The organism is Nocardia sp. NPDC049526 (assembly GCF_044465765.1).
Classification (GTDB): domain Bacteria; phylum Actinomycetota; class Actinomycetes; order Mycobacteriales; family Mycobacteriaceae; genus Nocardia.
The window spans coordinates 92,230-109,578 of the sequence record NZ_JBITMA010000008.1; the positions used below are offsets into that span (position 1 = coordinate 92,230).

Sequence of the window (17,349 nt, forward strand, 5' to 3'; positions counted from 1 at the left end):
CGGTACCCTGCTCCGGACGCGCCGGAGACTCCGGCGCCGCGAGTCACCGGGGAACGCACGTGATCAAGCGAGTTACCGCCATCGCCCTGGCCACCGGGGCGGTGGCCGTCGCGCTGGCCGGATGTGGCAGTTCGGACGATTCCAGCTCCGACGCGAGCGGTCTGCGCAAGGGCGCGACGGGCACCAGTACGCCCGCTGGCACCACGTCCGCGACCGGCCCTGCGCCGACCACGGCCGCCGCAGCGCCGACCACCACCAAAACCACGGCGAGCTACCCCTCGCTCGGCCCCGCGTCGAGCACCACCTGCGGTGAGTTCAAGAAGTTGGACAGCACCGAGGAGAAGGCGTTGATCGAGAAGGTGCTCGCGGAGAATCCGGGCAGTGAGTTCGAGGGCAGCCCGAACGTCGCCCTCGGCACCGCCAAACTTGTCTGCCTGGCCCCCACCTACGCCGATACCCCGGTCGCGGTGGCCGCCGGAATAGCCGAAAAGGACAAGTAGGCGCGATCGGCCGACTGGAACCCGGCCCCCGGACAGGTGACCTTCACGGTGAAGGTCACCGGGGTCCGGGCTGAGTTACTGCCAGTTGGGCAGCGTCACGACCTGCGCGGCGTAGGAAAGACCGGCGCCGAAGGCGATCAGCAGCGCGGTATCGCCCGGCTTCGACTCACCCTTGCGCAGCAACGCCTCCATGGCCAGCGGAATCGAGGCGGCCGAGGTATTTCCGGTCTCCTCGATATCGTTGGCCAGCGCGCAGTGCTCGGGCAGCTTCAGCACCCGGGCCATGATCTCGATGATCCGGCCGTTGGCCTGGTGCGGGATCATCGCGTCCAGGTCGTCGGTGGATAGGCCCGCGCGATCGATGGCATCGCGACAGACCTTCTCCAATGAATGTGCGGCCCAGCGGAATACCGCCGTACCTTCCATGGCGAGGTAGGGCCGCACCGCGTCCAGGCCCTTCTCCTCGATCTCCTCGAAGAATTCGATCCAGTCCTTGTCCTGCCGGATCGCGTGGTGCTGGGTGCCGTCCGACCCCCATACCGTCGGTCCGATGCGCTGCTCCTCGGACGGTCCGACCACTACCGCGCCGGCGCCGTCTGCGAACAGGAAGGCGGTCGCGCGGTCCTTCGGATTGATGGTGTTGGTCAGTTTCTCCACACCGATCACCAGCACATGTCCGGCGGTTCCGGCGCGCACCAGATCCGAGGCCAGCGCGAGCGCGTGACAGAAGCCCGCGCATCCGGCCGAAATATCGAACGCCGCCGTGCCGTTCATGCCCAGCTCGGTCGCGATCTGCGGCGCGGCCGCAGGAGTCAGCAAGAGGTGGGTGGAGGTGGCGACGATGACGCAGTCGACCTGATCGACCTCGACTCCCGCGGATTCGAGCGCGCCGCGAGAGGCCGCGACGCTCATGCTGTGAATCGTCTCTTCCTTCGAGGCGAAGCGCCGCGTTTTGATTCCGGAACGGGTGCGGATCCACTCGTCACTCGACTCGATGGGTCCAGCGACCTCGTCGTTGGTGACGATTCGAGCGGGGCGGTAAACGCCGAGCCCGAGGATCGCCGTGTGCTCAGCCCCTGTGGTCTGGGCGATTCGAGCAGCCATGATGCGTCTCCTATGTACCTGCGGCGGCGCCGCCGGGTTGTACCCCGAAGCAACGAAATGAGTCCCTCATCGGCCGGCCGCCTACGTCACCGTAGACATGAGGCCCCCTCATATTAGCCCGTGTGGCGCGCGTTGGGAGTGCGTATTCTCACATTTGGCGGGTATACCCTCGAAGCACGCCCTGTGGTGCGGCGCTGCTCCAACTAGTGATTCGAGGACACCATGCTCGGACTCGGGATTATCGGGTGGATCATCATCGGCGGTCTCGCCGGCTGGATCGCCAGCAAGATCATGAAGACGGATGCCCAACAAGGCATCCTCCTCAACATCGTGGTCGGCGTGGTCGGCGGCCTACTAGGCGGATTCCTCCTCAAATTGCTCGGCGTCGATGTCGAAGGCGGCGGACTCTGGTTCAGCTTCTTCACCTGTCTCGGAGGCGCAGTGATTCTGCTGTTCCTGGTGCGGCTGTTCACCGGCCGTAAAGCCATGAGCTGACCGCCGTTGGATTTGCGACGTTTGCGGGCCCTACGTGGTTATCCAGGCTGCCTCCTCCAGGCCTGATGCAAACGCCGCAGTGCCACAGGCTCCGTTCCCGTAAGGTGTGAACGCTTGCGCCGGACCTATTGTTGAAGGGCGCAAACTGTCTGCATCGAGCATGAAAGAGGAGCCTGTGGCACGCCGTCCCACCCCGCCCGGCACGCCCGAAACGACCGGGGTCGGCCATGTCGTCGATCTGGTCCGGGCCGCGATCCCCCCGCTGCACCCCGCCGGGCTGCCGTTCGTCGCGGCGCCGCTCGCGGTGGCGGTCATCGGGGGTAAGCGCAAGTGGGTGCGCCGCACGGGTCTGCTGGCCGCCGCGGCCTGCGCGACCTTCTTCCGGCATCCGAACCGGGTGCCGCCGAACCGGGCGGGCGTGGTCGTCGCCCCGGCCGACGGCGAGATCGCTCTGGTCGATACCGCGACGCCGCCCGCCGAACTGGGCCTCGGCGATGCGCCGCTGCCGCGCGTGAGCATCTTCCTTTCGGTGCTCGACGTCCATGTACAGCGCACCCCCATCTCCGGCATCGTGCGCACCGTGCTGCACCAGTCCGGTCAGTTCCGTTCGGCGGATCTGCCCGAGGCCAGTGCGGTGAACGAGCGCAACAGCATGGTCATCGACACCGCCGGTGGCGCGCGGCTCGTGGTCGTGCAGATCGCGGGTCTGCTGGCGCGGCGCATCGTCTGCGACGCGCAGGCCGGTGACAAACTGACCATCGGCGATACCTACGGCCTGATCCGTTTCGGGTCCCGGGTCGACACGTACTTCCCGGCGGGTACCGAATTACTCGTCGAACCCGGACAGCGCACGATCGGGGGCGAGACCGTGCTGGCCGTACTTTCCACCGACTCATGATGGAGCAGGCCCTGCCCACACCGCAGCGAAGGCGCCGGACCATCCGGCTGTTGCCGAGCATCGTGACAATCATGGCGCTGTGCGCCGGACTGTCCGCGGTGAAGTTCGCCCTGGACGACAGGCTCGACATTTCCTTGGCGATGGTCGGCGCCGCGGCCGTACTGGACACCCTCGACGGCCGGCTCGCCCGGATGCTGGACGCCACCACCAAGATGGGCGCGGAACTCGATTCGCTCTCCGACGCCATCTCCTTCGGTGTCGCGCCCGGTCTGGTGATCTATATCGCGCTGCTGGACAGCAACAGCGCGGGCTGGATCATCGCGCTGGTTTTCGCGGTGAGCCTTGTGCTGCGCCTGGCCAGGTTCAACACCCTGCTCGACGACGACACTCGACCGCAGTGGGCGCGCGAGTATTTCGTCGGCGTCCCCGCACCGGCGGCGGCGCTGATCGCGCTGGTGCCGATCGGGCTGTACGTGCAGTTCGGCGACGGCTGGTGGGTCGGCTACTACGAGGTCGCGGCCTGGACCTTGTTCGCGGCGGCGCTGGCGGTCAGCACGATTCCCACGCTGGCCATGAAGTCGGTATCGGTTGCGCCGCAGGCCGCTGCCGGGCTGCTGGTGCTGACTGCGCTCGCGGCGGCGCTGCTGGTCACCTATCCGATCGTGCTGCTGCTGGTGCTGGTCGCGCTGTACCTCGGGCATATCCCGTTCGCCTGGCATTCGCAGCGCTGGGTGGCCGCGCGTCCGGAAACCTGGCAGCACAAGCCATCCGAACGCCGGGCCCAGCGGCGGGCGCAGCGGCGTCGGCCCGCGCTGCGGCGTCCGGCGATCCGCGGGGCGAGCCGCCTGCGGCTGCGCAGTCCGGGTAAAGACCGTCGGGTGGACGATCTGCACCTCTGAGCTGTTGCGGCTCTCCTGGTATTCCTTAAGGAATCGTCTAGGTCGCGCGGGAATGCTGCGCCTATGAGCAGCGTTGCGGCACTTGGTGGTTTGGGCTTCTGGGGATTCGATCTGGGTCGGGTTTTCGGTGGTGGCCGGACCATCGGGTCGGCCACCGAACTGTCGAAGGCCGGGTGGATCCCGACCGGTACCGTCATCTTCGGCGGCCGAGCACGGAAGAAGGTGGCGGTGGAACCGGATGGATTGCGCCAATTCCAGGCGCATCGCCCGCGCCTGTTCGCGCTCGCCTATCGGATGCTCGGCTCCGCGACCGAGGCCGAGGATGCGGTACAGGAGACCTACCTGCGCTGGGATGGCACCGACCGCACCACGATTCGCTCGGCCGAGGCCTGGCTGACCACCGCGGTCGTGAATCTCTGCCGCACCTGGCTGGTTTCGGCGCGGGCCCGCCGGGAGACCTATGTCGGGCCTTGGCTGCCCGAGCCGGTACCGACCGCGCGCGGGGAGCTCGGGCCGTTGGAGACGGTCGAGGAGCGCGAGCTGGTATCGCTGGCGCTGCTGACGGCATTGGAACGGTTGAGCCCGATCGAGCGCGCGGTTTTCGTGCTGCGCGAGGCGTTCGGATACGCACACCGGGAGATCGCGGACATGCTCGCGGTATCCGAGGCCAATTCGCAACAGATCTTCCGCCGGGCCGGTATCCGGGTGCGCGAGGGGCGGCCGCGCTTCGATGTTCCGGCCGACCAGGCCCGCGAACTGATCGAGCGCTTCCTGAAGGCGGCACGGATCGGGGATATCGAGGCATTGGAGCGGATGCTCGCGGCCGATGTCGTCTCGACCGCGGATGGCGGCGGTCAGGTCACCGCGGCTCGGCGCCCGATCGTCGGGGCTCCCGCGGTCGCGCGGTATGTGGCCGGACTGTTCCGGTGGGAGGTGCCGGGGATGGTGATGGCGCTGGAGGAGATCAACGGCGCGCTCGCGGTCGTCGTGCGGTTGGCGGGGGAGCCCGCACTGGTCGTCGGCGTGGACACCCTCGACGATGCGGTGACCGCGCTGCGCTTGATCGTCAATCCGGAGAAACTGTCCTATATCGGGCGGGCGTGACGCGGGTCATTTCCCGAGGCTGTCAGGGATCGGTGGGCTGTCCCGTCTAAGGGGTGTCGGCCGATCGAAAGGGAGCCACATCATGACCGGACAGCATCGAATCGTCGTCCTCGGCGCCGGATACGCGGGGTTGGCGGCGGCCCGCAGGTTGGCGCGCACCGCCCGCGACGCCCAAATCACCGTTGTCGACGCCCGCGCGACCTTCGTCGAACGGGTGCGGCTGCACCAATACAGTGCGGGGCAGTCGATTCCGGAATGGGATCTGCGAGAATTGCTCGAACCCAAGCGAATCCAGTTCGTGCGCGCTCGGGTGCAGGGGATCGATACCGATCACAAGCAGGTGATCCTCGACGGCGCACCGGATCTCGAATACGACTCGCTCATTTATGCGTTGGGCAGTACAAACGATCCGGCGGGCGTTCAGGGAGTGGCCGAGTACGCGTATTCGGTTTCCACACCGGAGGATTCGGAGTATCTGCGGGCCGGTATTCCGGCGGGGCGGATCGTGGTGGTCGGTGGCGGCGCCACGGGTATCGAGCTAGCCGCGGAACTGGCCGAGTCCCGACCGGATTCGCGGGTATTGCTGCTCGGCTCGGATCAGCCCGCATCCTGGCTGTCGACGCGGGCGCGCGATCATGTGCGACGGGTGCTGGAGCGGCTCGGGGTCGAGATTCGTTCGGACGCAAAGGTTATCGAGGTGACCCCGGAAGGCGTGCGGTTGACCGACGGGGGCGTCGTCGAGGCCGCCGCGACGGTGTGGACCGCCGGATTCGGGGTGCCGGAGTTGGCGGAGCGAGCCGGGCTCACCGTGGACGGACATGGTCGGGTGCTGACCGACGAGACGTTGCGGTCGGTATCGCATCCGGATGTCTACGCGGCGGGCGACGCCGCGGTGGTCGCGGGTCCGGGTGGTCGGGAGCTGCGGATGGCCTGTGCGACGGCGTTGCCCACCGGCAAGTACGCGGCCGATGCCGTTGTCGCACGGCTGGCCGGTCGTGCACCCCGTGAGCTGCGGTTCCGTTACTTCTTCCAGTGCATCAGCCTCGGTCGGCGCGATGGCGTCATCCAGTTTCTGCACGCGGACGACTCGCCGGGACGGACCGTGCTCACCGGGCGGAGGGCGGCCTGGTTCAAGGAGCAGATCGTGCGTGGTGCGGCGGGGGCGGCGCGCCCCTGAATATCGTCAACTAATGGTTGACGAAATAGGATCGTCAACCTATGGTTGACGCATGACATTCAACGTACGCCTCGACGATCTGATCGATGGCATCAAAAAAGCACGTCCGGACAATGTGCTCGACCAACTCTCCGATGCGGTGGTCGCGGCCGGGCACCTCGGCGAAGTGGCCGATCATCTGATCGGCCACTTCGTGGATCAGGCCCGCCGCTCCGGTGCATCGTGGACCGATATCGGCGCCAGCATGGGCGTCACCAAACAGGCCGCGCAAAAGCGGTTCGTGCCCAAGGGGCCGGGTGATCCGGCGACTATGGATCCCAACGCGGGCTTCGCGAAGTTCACCCCGCGTGCGCGAAAGATGGTGGTGGCCTCTCAGGAGTCGGCCCGAAACTTCGGTAATTCGGAGATCACCGTCGGACATCTGGTGCTGGCCCTGCTGTCCCAACCGGAAGGCCTCGGCACCAGGGAGATCATTGCGCAAGGGGTGCAACTCGACGCGGTCCGGGATGCGGCAACCGACGCCATCGCCCGACAGCCCGCCGATCCGGCGCAGGTGCCGGCGCTCATTCCGTTCGGCGCCGAGGCCAAGAAGGTGCTCGAGCTGACCTTCCGTGAGGCACTGCGCCTGGGACACAACTACATCGGCACCGAACATGTCCTGCTCGCCCTGCTCGAACAGGAGAACGGTTCCGGAATCCTGTCCGATCTCGGCGTCGACAAGGCGAAGGCCGAAGCCGATCTGACCGAACTGCTGTCGGTGATCGCCGCCGAGAAGTCATGAACGCCCGGGCCGCGTCCATCGCTGGACGACGTCGAATTGCCTGGATAGTCATCGGCATTCGATCCACGCACGCGGCCAGGACACGGCAGCGCAGGGCCATCCGATCGCGGGGGATGTCGGTGCGACGCGGCTCACGGATCCCGCTCGAATACCGTGAGCCCGTTGCCGCGTGACGGCGGCTCAGTTCTCCGGGACGTTGCGGGCGAGTTCGTCCAACCAGGCGGCGGCGGAGGCGTCGCTCGGCGCACGCCAGTCGCCGCGCGGTGAAAGTGAGCCGCCCGAACCGACTTTCGGGGCATTGGGCAGGGTGGAGCGTTTGAACTGGCTGGTCTGGATGAAGCGGCGCAGGAATTCGGCGAGCCAGTGTTTGATGATCGGCAGGTCGTAGGTGTTGCGCTGGTCGGCCGGAATGAGGTCCGGCCAGCTGCCGCGGTCGCGCTCGGACCAGGCGTGCCGGGCCAGGTAGGCGACCCGGCTGGGGCGGTAACCGAAGCGCAGCATGTAGTAGAGGTGGAAGTCCTGCAGTTCGTAGGGGCCGACGGTGGCCTCGGAGCTCTGGCTCGGTGCGGTGGAATCATGGCTGGGCACCAACTCCGGCGAGATCTCGGTCTGCAGGATCGATGACAGCACCCGGCCCGCGTCGGGGCCGAACTGATCGGTGTCGACCGCCCAGGCGATCAGATATTTGATCAGTGTTTTGGGGACCGAGGCGTTCACGCTGTAGTGCGCCATATGGTCGCCGACGCCGAAAGTGCACCAGCCCAAGGCAAGTTCGCTGAGATCGCCGGTGCCGACCACGAGTGCGTGGTGCTGGTTGGCAAGTCGGAACAGATGCGAGGTGCGCTCGCCCGCCTGCACATTCTCGTAGGTGATGTCGTACTGCGGAATACCTTCGGCGGCAGGGTGATTCAGGTCGCGCAGCATCTGGGTGGCGGACGGGCGGATATCGATCTCCTGCGCGGTCACGCCGAGCGCGTCCATCAGCGCGTGCGCGTCGGTGCGGGTTCGGGTGCTGGTAGCGAAGCCGGGCATGGTGTAAGCCAGCACATTCGCGCGCGGCAGGCCGAGCCGGTCCATGGTTTTGGCCGCGACGATCAGTGCCTGGGTGGAGTCCAATCCACCGGATACGCCGATGATCACGCGCTGGCTACCGGTCGCACGCAATCGGGTGCTCAGGCCCTCGACCTGGATGTGATGTACCTCTGCGCACCGTTCGTTGCGCGCGGCCGGATCACTGGGAACGTAAGGGAAGCGCTGGATTTCGCGCCCCAAGGTGATGGCACTCGTCGGAACCGGCAACTCGACCTCGATACGCCGCAGCCGCACCAGCCGGTCGCGGTGATCGTGCACATTGTCGGCGAAACTGGTGGTGCGGATGCGATCCGCGGCCAACCGCTGCAGATCGAGATCTGCGGTGATCAACTGGGGATGGTCGGAGAACCGCTCACCCTCGGCGAGCAGGTCGCCGTTCTCGCAAACCAGCGCCTGTCCGTCCCAGGCCATATCGGTGGTCGATTCACCGTGTCCCGCAGCCGAATACAGATAGGCGGCCAGATAGCGCGCCGAATGCGAGGTGCACAGCGCGCGCCGATAGTCGGCCTTGCCGATGACGATATTGCTCGCCGACAGATTGACCAGCACCGTCGCACCGGCCAGCGCGGTATATCCACTGGGCGGCAACGGTACCCAGCCGTCCTCACAGATCTCCAGGTGGAATACGAAGCCGTCGAGATTGGTCGCGGTGAACAACAGATCGGATCCGAACGGCACCCGCTGACCCGCGATCGTGATGTGGTTGTCCAGCGTTTCGCGCGCCGCCGCGAACTGGCGTTTCTCATAGAACTCGCGATAGTTCGGCAGATAACTCTTGGGCGCCGCCCCGAGGACGGTGCCGCGGCATACCGCGATGCCGCAGTTGAACAGCCGCCCCTGCGTCCGCACCGGCGCACCGATCACCAGCACCGTATCGATCTCGGCGCTCGCCGCGACTACATGCTCGATTGCCGCGGCCACTGCATCGTCGAGCGCATCCTGGTGGAAAAGATCGTCGGCGGTGTAGCTGGAGAGTCCGAGTTCGGGAAAGACCGTCAGCACCACGCCTCGGGCGGCCGCTTGCCGAGCGAGCTCGAGTGTCTGCTCGACATTGAACGTGGGATCGGCGACCCGGATCCGCGGCACCGCGACCGCCACCCGCGCGAACCCGTGCCGATAGAGCGAGTCGAACGGCAATGCGGGCACGGGCGTCCCCCTTCGGGATCGTTGATCTTCCTCCATGGCGAAATCTACGCCCGCCCGCGCAGGCCCCCGCCCCAGCGCGGCCATTTCGCCTTGGTCTTCGGTTCCTCCATGAGCGGCCCGCGCTCGATATCGGTGACCAACAGCGGCAGCTGCGGCGCGAGTTCGTCGAGCACCGCCAGCGTGTGCCCGCCCTGCGCGGCCCGGTACTCCGGCATGGTCAGGCCGACGATCTGCAGGAACTGCATCCGCCCGTGCGGGGTGTCGATGGCGCCGAGTTCCGGGTCGACGGTGAAGGCGACGGCGTGGATATCCGAATCCGGATGGTCCGCGGCGATCGGGCCGTTCGACTTGATGGTGTGGCCCGGTGCGAACCAATTCCCGGATTGGAACACGTAGCGGGCCAGATTCTGCAGGAAGTTCGCCGGCCAGACCGGCGGCTTCTCGTCGGCCGGTGTGCGCAGCAGGCGGAAGGTGAATTCGAATCCCCAGCCCGATTCGTCCGGGTTATCCCATTCCTTCTCGTACAGCTCGGTCATCCCGTAGCTGATGTAGTGCCAGTGTGGGACCGGTTCGGTGCGCGGATAGGCGCTGACGCCGTCCAGCGGATCGGGCCCGCCGAGCGACCAGGGGACCCCCGTCCCCCAATGGCTGGGTGCGGTGTCGTGGTACAGCTGCTCCAACGCGGCGTCGATAGCGTTCCAGCCGGGACTTTCACTCACCTGGACACCATAAGGTCGGCGCCGATCATGCGCCGCGCTGTGCTTGATTGGTGGCGTTCGTGGGGCCCTCCATGGTCACGCTTCGCTACCGCCTCCGGGCCCGTCGCTCACGCCGCGGAAGCCGATCGTAAGCCATTGGCGGACAGTCATTTGCTGGTCGCCCGACCCGGGGCGGTGCCGCGGATCCCGGACTGGTCGGCCTGTCGGGAAAGGGCTGATCCGGCGCACCGGTAAGCTATAGCAATGGCGGATGACATGGATTCCGACCTGGTTGCGGGGGAACGACGCGCTGATCTCGAGCGTGCGCTGACCTATGTCTCCACCGAATCGCAGCCCGACGGCAGCTACATCATCAATGGCGACCTGCCGCCCGATGTCGCGCCACCGTTCATTCGGGCGATCATGCGGGTGGAGGCGGAGTTGCTGCTGAACGACGCGGAACTCGTAACGGTCGATGAGGGTGAACCACGCACGCCCGAGGAGCGCCGAGCCGATGCTTTCGTCGCATTGATACTCCGGGTGGACGACCGCAGCTCGGCATGAGCCGGCGCTGGGCAGCGCGGCGGACCTTGCACTCGATACCCCTGAGTGCTAAAAAGGGCTTGGCACTCTCGACGTGTGAGTGCCAGGTCGGGACGGTGAGACCGGGTTCCATCGACACCCTCGGTCGTCCGTCGCGGGCACCGAACCTGGCCAGCGTAAATGGGGCGATCCAACCTGCGATCGACCTGTGTGTCAGCCATATACATGTGGAGGATCTCAACGCAATGGCCAAGACAATTGCGTACGACGAAGAGGCCCGTCGCGGCCTCGAGCGGGGTCTCAACGCCCTCGCCGACGCGGTCAAGGTGACGCTGGGCCCCAAGGGTCGCAACGTTGTCCTGGAGAAGAAGTGGGGCGCCCCCACGATCACCAACGATGGTGTTTCCATCGCCAAGGAGATCGACCTGGAGGACCCGTACGAGAAGATCGGCGCCGAGCTGGTCAAGGAAGTCGCCAAGAAGACCGACGACGTCGCGGGCGACGGCACCACCACCGCCACCGTGCTCGCCCAGGCGCTCGTACGTGAGGGCCTGCGCAACGTTGCGGCCGGCGCCAACCCGCTGGGTCTGAAGCGCGGCATCGAGAAGGCCGTCGAGGCCGTCACCACCAAGCTCCTCGCGACCGCCAAGGAGGTCGAGACCAAGGAGCAGATCGCCGCCACCGCCGGTATCTCGGCCGGCGACGCGTCCATCGGTGAGCTGATCGCCGAGGCCATGGACAAGGTCGGCAAGGAAGGCGTCATCACCGTCGAGGAGAGCAACACCTTCGGGCTCCAGCTGGAGCTCACCGAGGGTATGCGCTTCGACAAGGGCTACATCTCGGGTTACTTCGTGACCGACCCGGAGCGTCAGGAAGCGGTCCTCGAGGATCCGTACATCCTGCTCGTCGGTTCCAAGGTTTCCACCGTCAAGGACCTGCTGCCGCTGCTGGAGAAGGTCATCCAGGCCGGTAAGCCGCTGCTGATCATCGCCGAGGACGTCGAGGGCGAGGCCCTGTCGACCCTGGTCGTGAACAAGATCCGCGGCACCTTCAAGTCCGTTGCCGTCAAGGCGCCGGGCTTCGGTGACCGTCGCAAGGCGCAGCTCGCCGATATCGCCATCCTGACCGGTGGCGAGGTCATCAGCGAAGAGGTCGGCCTCTCCCTGGAGACCGCAGGCATCGAGCTGCTCGGCCAGGCCCGCAAGGTCGTTATCACCAAGGACGAGACCACCATCGTCGAGGGCGCGGGTGACGCGGAGGCCATCAAGGGCCGCGTCGCGCAGATCCGCACCGAGATCGAGAACTCGGACTCGGACTACGACCGGGAGAAGCTGCAGGAGCGTCTGGCCAAGCTGGCCGGCGGTGTTGCGGTGATCAAGGCAGGCGCCGCGACCGAGGTCGAGCTCAAGGAGCGCAAGCACCGCATCGAGGATGCCGTGCGCAACGCCAAGGCCGCCGTCGAGGAGGGCATCGTCGCCGGTGGTGGCGTGGCCCTGCTGCAGTCGGCTCCGGCGCTGGACGACCTGAAGCTCACCGGTGACGAGGCGACCGGTGCGAACATCGTGCGTGTCGCGCTGTCGGCTCCGCTGAAGCAGATCGCCTTCAACGCGGGCCTCGAGCCCGGCGTTGTCGCCGAGAAGGTCTCGAACCTCCCGGCCGGCCACGGCCTGAACGCCGACTCGGGCGAGTACCAGGACCTCCTGGCCGCCGGTGTCGCCGACCCGGTCAAGGTCACCCGTTCGGCCCTGCAGAACGCGGCCTCCATCGCGGCCCTGTTCCTCACCACCGAGGCCGTCGTCGCCGACAAGCCGGAGAAGGCCGCCGCTCCCGCCGGCGACCCGACCGGTGGCATGGGCGGCATGGACTTCTGAGTCCTGCTCCCCAGCAACACCTTTAGACCCGAAGGCCGGGCCACCATCAGGTGGCCCGGCCTTCGGCCTTTGGTTGGCCTATTCGAACCGCAGCTTTGATCTGGTGAGAACTCCAGGGGCGCAATGGGTTGGATTGCGCGTGGGCGGTTATCGGAGGGGGATTTCGACACTCGCGGCGTTATACATCGTGGGGGCTATTCGAGAACGATGAACGGAATGGCGATAGCCGAACGGATCAAGGCCAATGGTTCGGTGGAAGGGGTTGGGGCGGGGGTTAATTCGAGGCGGCGCTCAGGTCTTGGGAGGGCCGGTTGGGGGATTTGGCGGTGCCTTTGGCCGTTGGGGTGGGGGGTTCGATTTGTTGATCGGCGGCTGTCTCGGGAGCATTGTCGACCGTCGGATCGGAGACGACTACCGGGGTGGGGGGATCGGGTTCGGCGGTCGGTGTGATGGTCGGCAGTTCGGGATCCGTCGATTCGGCTGCGGCCTCTGCGGCAGCGGCCAGGCGTAGGCGTTCGGCGAGTTCGTTGAAGATGTAGAAGTTGGGGATCTGGCCTACGGGGGTGAGCGAGACCCAGTTGCCGTCGACCTTCATGCGGACCAAACCGCTTCGGGCGTCGATCAATTGGATCTGTTCCCAGGTGTAGGCCCGGCTGTGGAAATAGAGTGCGGTGAGGTCGAGGGCGATTTCGCCTAAATGGACGGTCGCGCCGTCATCGATGGCGGCCACGGCGCGGGGGAGCTGGGCCAGAGTGACGGCCGACTGGATGGCCCGGCCCCAATCGCGCGCGTCGCCGAACAGGGTGTCGTCGAATGCGGCCTCGGCGCCGTCGGGGCCCGACATCCGCAGCGAATACTCGGTGTGGGCGGAATTCTGGAAGGGGATGACCTGCTGGCGCACTTCGGCGCTGTCCCAGCGGAACCCGGCCACCTGCTCACCGGAGCGGTACACGGTCATGCCGACATCGAACAGATCCAGCCGTGCGGCGCGGTGCCGACGATTGCGCCGCCCGCGGAAGAATGCCATCGACGCGGGCACCAGGGCGAGCAGACCGATCGCGAGCGCACCGGGATAGGCGCCGACCGTCACACAGATAACTCCCACGGCCGCGAACCCGCCCGCGACGATCCCGCAGCCACGCATGAAAGTGTCGCTCGTCGGCGCCGGTAGAAAGGTCTGTCGGTGCGTGCCGAGCTTCTGATATTCGGCCATCAGGTGGATCAGCTGCGACAGTGGAACCTTTTGTGGGCCGCCGGTTCCGACATCGCCATGGCTCGGAGTGGTCAATTGTCCCTCCATGAGGCGGTTTTCCTCCGCGGCGAAGCGTATGACACTCGCCCGAAGGTCGCCACCCCAGCCGCGTGCCCGGTCAGTCGGCCGAGCTTACGTCATCGCGGCGGCCTACCTGCGATGGGTGCGGGCGTTTCGGAGTGATTTAGATCAAGTTGTCATACGGCGAATAGGCCGATGGCCGGTCCGCTGAACGAACCGGCCGCGCGGCGGGATCAGATTCCGTCAACTGTCAGGACGGCGAACGGCATGGTCGGGGTGCCGGGTCCCATCGGCCCGCCCTTATCGAATTGGGAAGAGACAACCAGCGTTCGACCATTGCTGCGTACCAATGTGGTGGGAATGCGCAGGGAGTCATCGGTGACCGTGCGTTCCAGCTCGACGGTCGCGCCGTCATCGCTGATCTGCCAGCGGGTAATGGTGTTGCCGGTATTCTGCGCCGCCCACAGCGTGCTGCCGTGCAGTTCCAGTCCGTCACCGTGTTTCAGGTCGGCGCCGCGCATGGTCACCTTGCGAATCTCCGGCGAATTCGCCGCGGTCGCGATGCGATACAGCTCACCGGAATTCATATCGACGATCAGCAGATAGCGACCGGAATCGTCGGACACGATGCCGTTCAAGGTAAATGCGTCCGGCGCGTGCGCGCTGATAATGGTGCTCAGGTCGAATTGTGTTGTCAGAATGGCCTTTCCGCCGTGCGCCGCGGTGACCTGCTCCGGGGTGACCCGGTAGACCACCGGTCGCAGGCTGTCGGTCAGATATGCGCTGCCGTCCGGCGTAATGGCCAGATCATTGACCAGGCTCGGTTCGGTGCCGGTGATATCGAAGCGGGCGACCAGTGCACGGCTGCCGGTGTCGTAGACCGCGACTCCGGCGGTCGAGTCGATGACCCACAGTCGCCCTGCCGCATCGACTTTCAGGCCATTGGCGGTTTTGCGGCCGTCAGTCCCCTCGGGCAGGAAGATTTCGGCTCGCGTGGCGCCGGGCGTCGCGCGGTAGACGGCGCCGTTGGCGTATGAGCCGACGTAGGTGTCACCGGTGCGGGGGTCGACGGCGATGCCCTCCGGGTAGACGCGATCACCGGGCAGTTCGTATGCGGTGCTGATGCGGGTCGCGGGTTGGCTCGCGGCCTCCGTCGCGGTGCCGCACGCCGTGACGGAGGTGCAGGCAATGGCGGTGGCGATGGTCGAGATGGTGCGGAACATGCTTGTGGCTCCTGATAGTCGAACATCCGGATGCATTCACATCTTAAGATGTGTACGAACGTATATTAGAACTCTAATCAACGTCAAGAGTCTAATCAGTAGACGGGCAGTTACCATGCGGATATGACGTCCATGCACTCCTCCGAGCGCCTCGGCTCGTATCTCAAGCGCGCCGAACAGGCCCTCAACTCGGCGAAGAGCGCGGCGCTCAAACCGGCGGGCCTCACCGTTCCCCAGTACGGGACCCTGCTGTTCCTCATCGAAAATCCGGGCATCAATGCCGCCGCGCTGGCCCGGCTGTGCGGGGTGACCCCGCCGACCATGAATACGATCCTGACCAATCTCCAGGACCGCGGCCTCATCGAGCGCACCCCGCACGCCTGGCACAAGAACGTTCTGGAGACCCGTCTCACCGAAGCGGGGGCGGCGCTCGCGCAGGAGGCGGACGTGAATGCAGTCCGCGTCGAACGCGCACTGGCCGACGAATTCACCGAGGCCGAACATGCCGCGCTGCGCGAACTGCTCACCCGCTGCGCCGATCTGCTCGACTCCATCCGCCCCGAATCCGCGCCGAAAAAATAGCTCCCGGATCAGATCGACCCGGGAGCTATTGGGGTACCGGCGATTTCACGCCGGAACGACCACTGCCGCTTCGGTGCGTGCCGGTCGGCGCAGGGTTGCGATGCCGAGCGCGAGTGCGACGAAGCCGACCGCGGCCGAGGTCCATGGGAGCCAGCTCGCGCCCGACGAATTCAGCACCGTGCCGCCGAGTAGTGAGCCGATGCCGCTGCCGAGGTAGATGGCCGAGCCATTGAGTCCGAGCGCGACGGTCGGCGCGTCGTGGGCAATGGCGAAGAGCCGGAATTGCTGCGGGATCAGGATCGCCGATCCGAAGAGGCCGGTCAGGCCGAGCACCGCGAAGACCGCCCAGTGGGCGTGGGTGGCCGGGCCGAGCAGTAACAGGCCGATGAGGCTGCCGACGAGTCCGACGGTCAGTGTGCGGGCCGGGCCGAAGCGGTCCACCGCCCGGCCCGCCTGTGAGTTGCCGATGACCTGACCGATGCCCATGACCAGCAGCAGCCACGCGAGTTGCCCCTGCGGCACCGATGGTGCGACGACGATCGGCAGGTAGACGATGGTCGTATAGCCCGCGGTCATCTGCAGCGTGGTCACCAGCAGAACCCGCAGCACGGCGGGCCGGGCGAGTACGCCGACGCGATCGCGCAATCCGGTACTCGGCAGGGTGACCCGCGGCAGCAGCAGCACCAGCGCGGCCGCGATGGCGCCGCCCGCCACGATCGCCCAGAGCACTCCGCGCCAGCCGATCCAACGCTCCACGAAGATGCCGATCGGCACACCCGCGACGGCGGACAGCGTGATTCCGGCGGTGACGACCGATAGTGCCCGGCCGCGGTGCGCGTCGTCGGCGACCACCCCGGCCACGGCGAAGGCATTGGCCTGGAATGCCGCCGCGCCGACCGCGGCAACGATGCGCGCTCCGGCCATCACCGAAAAGTCCTGTGCCGCGGCCTGTCCGATCATGCCGATGACGAAAAGCGCCGCACCGCCGCCCAATACCCAGCGCCGGTCCCAGGATCCGGTCGCGGCCGCGATGATCGGCGAGGCGATGGCGTAGGTCCAGGCGAACATGGTGGTGAGCTGGCCCGCGGTGGACACCGAAACGTCCAGGTCGCGGGCGATGAGCGGGAGCATGCCATTGAGGACGAAACCGTCGGTGCCCAGCACGAAGGTGCCGACGGCGAGTGGGATCAGGGATCGATACAGATTGTTCGATGGTTGTCGAAGCATCTTATGATGCTGAGATATAATTCGATGGTTGTCAAACGATCGGAGGATGAACGTGCGCCAGCTACCGCAGCCGAGCACCGGCGACCTGGACCTGATCCGGGTGCTGAGCGCCATCGCCGATCCGATCAGGCTGGAGCTGATCCGCTCGCTTGCCGGGGTCCGTGAACCGCTCAGTTGCGCCATCGACAAATTCGATGTCGAAATCACCGCTGCCACCGCGTCGCACCACTGGAAGGTGCTGCGCGACGCGGGTGTCACGACCACCTATGTCTCCGGCCGCAACCGACTCGTCGAACTGCGGCGTGACGATCTGGCGCAACGTTTCCCCGGCCTGCTCGATGCGATCATCAACAGCTCGCAACTCTGACCCGAGCACTCGACCTCCTGGTGTTCAAACGCCCCAAAAGTATTGGCTTTACCGGCGATCCCGTAGGAGGTGCACTTGGTGCGAGGACAAGCCTCGAATGTCACTCAGGGGTGGGGACAATGAACGGATTCATGGTCGTGATCGTGATCGGTATCGTGCTGTTGTACGGCACGATCGCGCTCATCAATCTCGCGAACCGCGACAGTCGGGGGCGCCGCAACCGCCGTAGTCGGAGTCGATGGGCCGCAGGTGGCGGTGGCGACGCAGGCGGCGGCGGTTGCGGCGGCGGCTCCAGCTGTGGTGGTGGTTCGAGCTGCGGTGGCGGTGGATGCGGCGGCGGCGGTGGCGGATGTGGCGGCGGCAGCTGAT

18 protein-coding genes are annotated in these 17,349 nt (G+C 66.3%); 12 read left to right on the forward strand and 6 right to left on the reverse strand.

Going from position 1 to position 17,349, the window contains the following annotated elements; translation table 11 throughout:
• Positions 1–59: 59 nt before the first annotated feature.
• On the forward strand, positions 60–500 hold the full coding sequence (locus tag ACIBW7_RS24910; protein WP_397050182.1) for a hypothetical protein: 441 nt from the start codon (positions 60–62) through the stop codon (positions 498–500).
• A 75-nt stretch (positions 501–575) separates the two neighbouring features.
• Here ACIBW7_RS24910 and ACIBW7_RS24915 read toward each other — a convergent pair whose 3' ends face one another.
• A complete protein-coding gene (locus ACIBW7_RS24915; protein ID WP_397050184.1) occupies positions 576–1,604 on the reverse strand; it encodes a beta-ketoacyl-ACP synthase III in 1,029 nt (342 codons plus the stop codon).
• A 222-nt stretch (positions 1,605–1,826) separates the two neighbouring features.
• Between ACIBW7_RS24915 and ACIBW7_RS24920 the strand changes: the two genes are divergently transcribed.
• From ACIBW7_RS24920 to ACIBW7_RS24945, 6 genes are all read left to right on the forward strand, one after another.
• A complete protein-coding gene (locus ACIBW7_RS24920; protein ID WP_063044923.1) occupies positions 1,827–2,099 on the forward strand; it encodes a GlsB/YeaQ/YmgE family stress response membrane protein in 273 nt (90 codons plus the stop codon).
• A 175-nt stretch (positions 2,100–2,274) separates the two neighbouring features.
• Positions 2,275–2,997 carry a phosphatidylserine decarboxylase gene (locus ACIBW7_RS24925; RefSeq protein WP_397050187.1) on the forward strand — a complete coding sequence of 241 codons (723 nt, stop codon included), beginning with the start codon at positions 2,275–2,277 and terminating at the stop codon, positions 2,995–2,997.
• A complete protein-coding gene (locus ACIBW7_RS24930; protein ID WP_397050781.1) occupies positions 2,997–3,896 on the forward strand; it encodes a CDP-alcohol phosphatidyltransferase family protein in 900 nt (299 codons plus the stop codon). Before ACIBW7_RS24925 ends, ACIBW7_RS24930 begins: the two co-directional genes overlap by 1 nt.
• Positions 3,897–3,959: 63 nt before the next feature.
• The gene (locus ACIBW7_RS24935; protein ID WP_397050189.1) at positions 3,960–5,000 is read left to right on the forward strand and encodes an RNA polymerase sigma-70 factor; all 1,041 of its coding nucleotides are present in this window, start codon (positions 3,960–3,962) and stop codon (positions 4,998–5,000) included.
• Positions 5,001–5,082: 82 nt separating this feature from the next.
• A complete protein-coding gene (locus ACIBW7_RS24940; protein ID WP_397050191.1) occupies positions 5,083–6,177 on the forward strand; it encodes an NAD(P)/FAD-dependent oxidoreductase in 1,095 nt (364 codons plus the stop codon).
• Positions 6,178–6,229: 52 nt separating this feature from the next.
• Positions 6,230–6,958 carry a Clp protease N-terminal domain-containing protein gene (locus ACIBW7_RS24945; protein WP_397050193.1) on the forward strand — a complete coding sequence of 243 codons (729 nt, stop codon included), beginning with the start codon at positions 6,230–6,232 and terminating at the stop codon, positions 6,956–6,958.
• Between the two features lie 180 nt (positions 6,959–7,138).
• Here ACIBW7_RS24945 and ACIBW7_RS24950 read toward each other — a convergent pair whose 3' ends face one another.
• Both ACIBW7_RS24950 and ACIBW7_RS24955 read right to left on the reverse strand, forming a co-directional pair.
• Positions 7,139–9,196 (reverse strand): NAD(+) synthase, encoded by a 2,058-nt coding sequence (locus ACIBW7_RS24950; protein WP_397050195.1) that lies wholly within the window; start codon positions 9,194–9,196, stop codon positions 7,139–7,141.
• 44 nt (positions 9,197–9,240) lie between these two features.
• Complete coding sequence (locus tag ACIBW7_RS24955; RefSeq protein ID WP_397050197.1) at positions 9,241–9,915, reverse strand: suppressor of fused domain protein; 675 nt, start codon at positions 9,913–9,915, stop codon at positions 9,241–9,243.
• Between the two features lie 243 nt (positions 9,916–10,158).
• On the opposite strand from ACIBW7_RS24955, the gene ACIBW7_RS24960 reads away from it, so the two are divergent.
• Both ACIBW7_RS24960 and groL read left to right on the forward strand, forming a co-directional pair.
• Positions 10,159–10,458, forward strand: coding sequence for a DUF222 domain-containing protein (locus ACIBW7_RS24960; protein WP_040696580.1), 300 nt, complete (start codon positions 10,159–10,161; stop codon positions 10,456–10,458).
• A 224-nt stretch (positions 10,459–10,682) separates the two neighbouring features.
• Positions 10,683–12,308: a chaperonin GroEL gene (groL, locus tag ACIBW7_RS24965; RefSeq protein WP_040696754.1), complete on the forward strand. Its 1,626-nt coding sequence runs from the start codon at positions 10,683–10,685 to the stop codon at positions 12,306–12,308.
• Positions 12,309–12,582: 274 nt separating this feature from the next.
• Here groL and ACIBW7_RS24970 read toward each other — a convergent pair whose 3' ends face one another.
• Together ACIBW7_RS24970 and ACIBW7_RS24975 are read right to left on the reverse strand one after the other, a co-directional pair.
• Complete coding sequence (locus tag ACIBW7_RS24970; protein WP_397050200.1) at positions 12,583–13,596, reverse strand: DUF6585 family protein; 1,014 nt, start codon at positions 13,594–13,596, stop codon at positions 12,583–12,585.
• 218 nt (positions 13,597–13,814) lie between these two features.
• Positions 13,815–14,804, reverse strand: coding sequence for an SMP-30/gluconolactonase/LRE family protein (locus ACIBW7_RS24975; RefSeq protein ID WP_397050202.1), 990 nt, complete (start codon positions 14,802–14,804; stop codon positions 13,815–13,817).
• A gap of 123 nt (positions 14,805–14,927) precedes the next feature.
• Here ACIBW7_RS24975 and ACIBW7_RS24980 point away from each other — a divergent pair, with 123 nt between their 5' ends.
• Positions 14,928–15,386 carry a MarR family transcriptional regulator gene (locus ACIBW7_RS24980; RefSeq protein ID WP_364485613.1) on the forward strand — a complete coding sequence of 153 codons (459 nt, stop codon included), beginning with the start codon at positions 14,928–14,930 and terminating at the stop codon, positions 15,384–15,386.
• Between the two features lie 45 nt (positions 15,387–15,431).
• Here ACIBW7_RS24980 and ACIBW7_RS24985 read toward each other — a convergent pair whose 3' ends face one another.
• Positions 15,432–16,613: an MFS transporter gene (locus tag ACIBW7_RS24985; RefSeq protein WP_397050205.1), complete on the reverse strand. Its 1,182-nt coding sequence runs from the start codon at positions 16,611–16,613 to the stop codon at positions 15,432–15,434.
• A 46-nt stretch (positions 16,614–16,659) separates the two neighbouring features.
• Between ACIBW7_RS24985 and ACIBW7_RS24990 the strand changes: the two genes are divergently transcribed.
• Both ACIBW7_RS24990 and ACIBW7_RS24995 read left to right on the forward strand, forming a co-directional pair.
• Positions 16,660–16,980 carry an ArsR/SmtB family transcription factor gene (locus ACIBW7_RS24990; RefSeq protein ID WP_397050207.1) on the forward strand — a complete coding sequence of 107 codons (321 nt, stop codon included), beginning with the start codon at positions 16,660–16,662 and terminating at the stop codon, positions 16,978–16,980.
• Between the two features lie 119 nt (positions 16,981–17,099).
• Positions 17,100–17,348: a hypothetical protein gene (locus ACIBW7_RS24995; protein WP_397050209.1), complete on the forward strand. Its 249-nt coding sequence runs from the start codon at positions 17,100–17,102 to the stop codon at positions 17,346–17,348.
• Position 17,349: the final 1 nt, after the last annotated feature.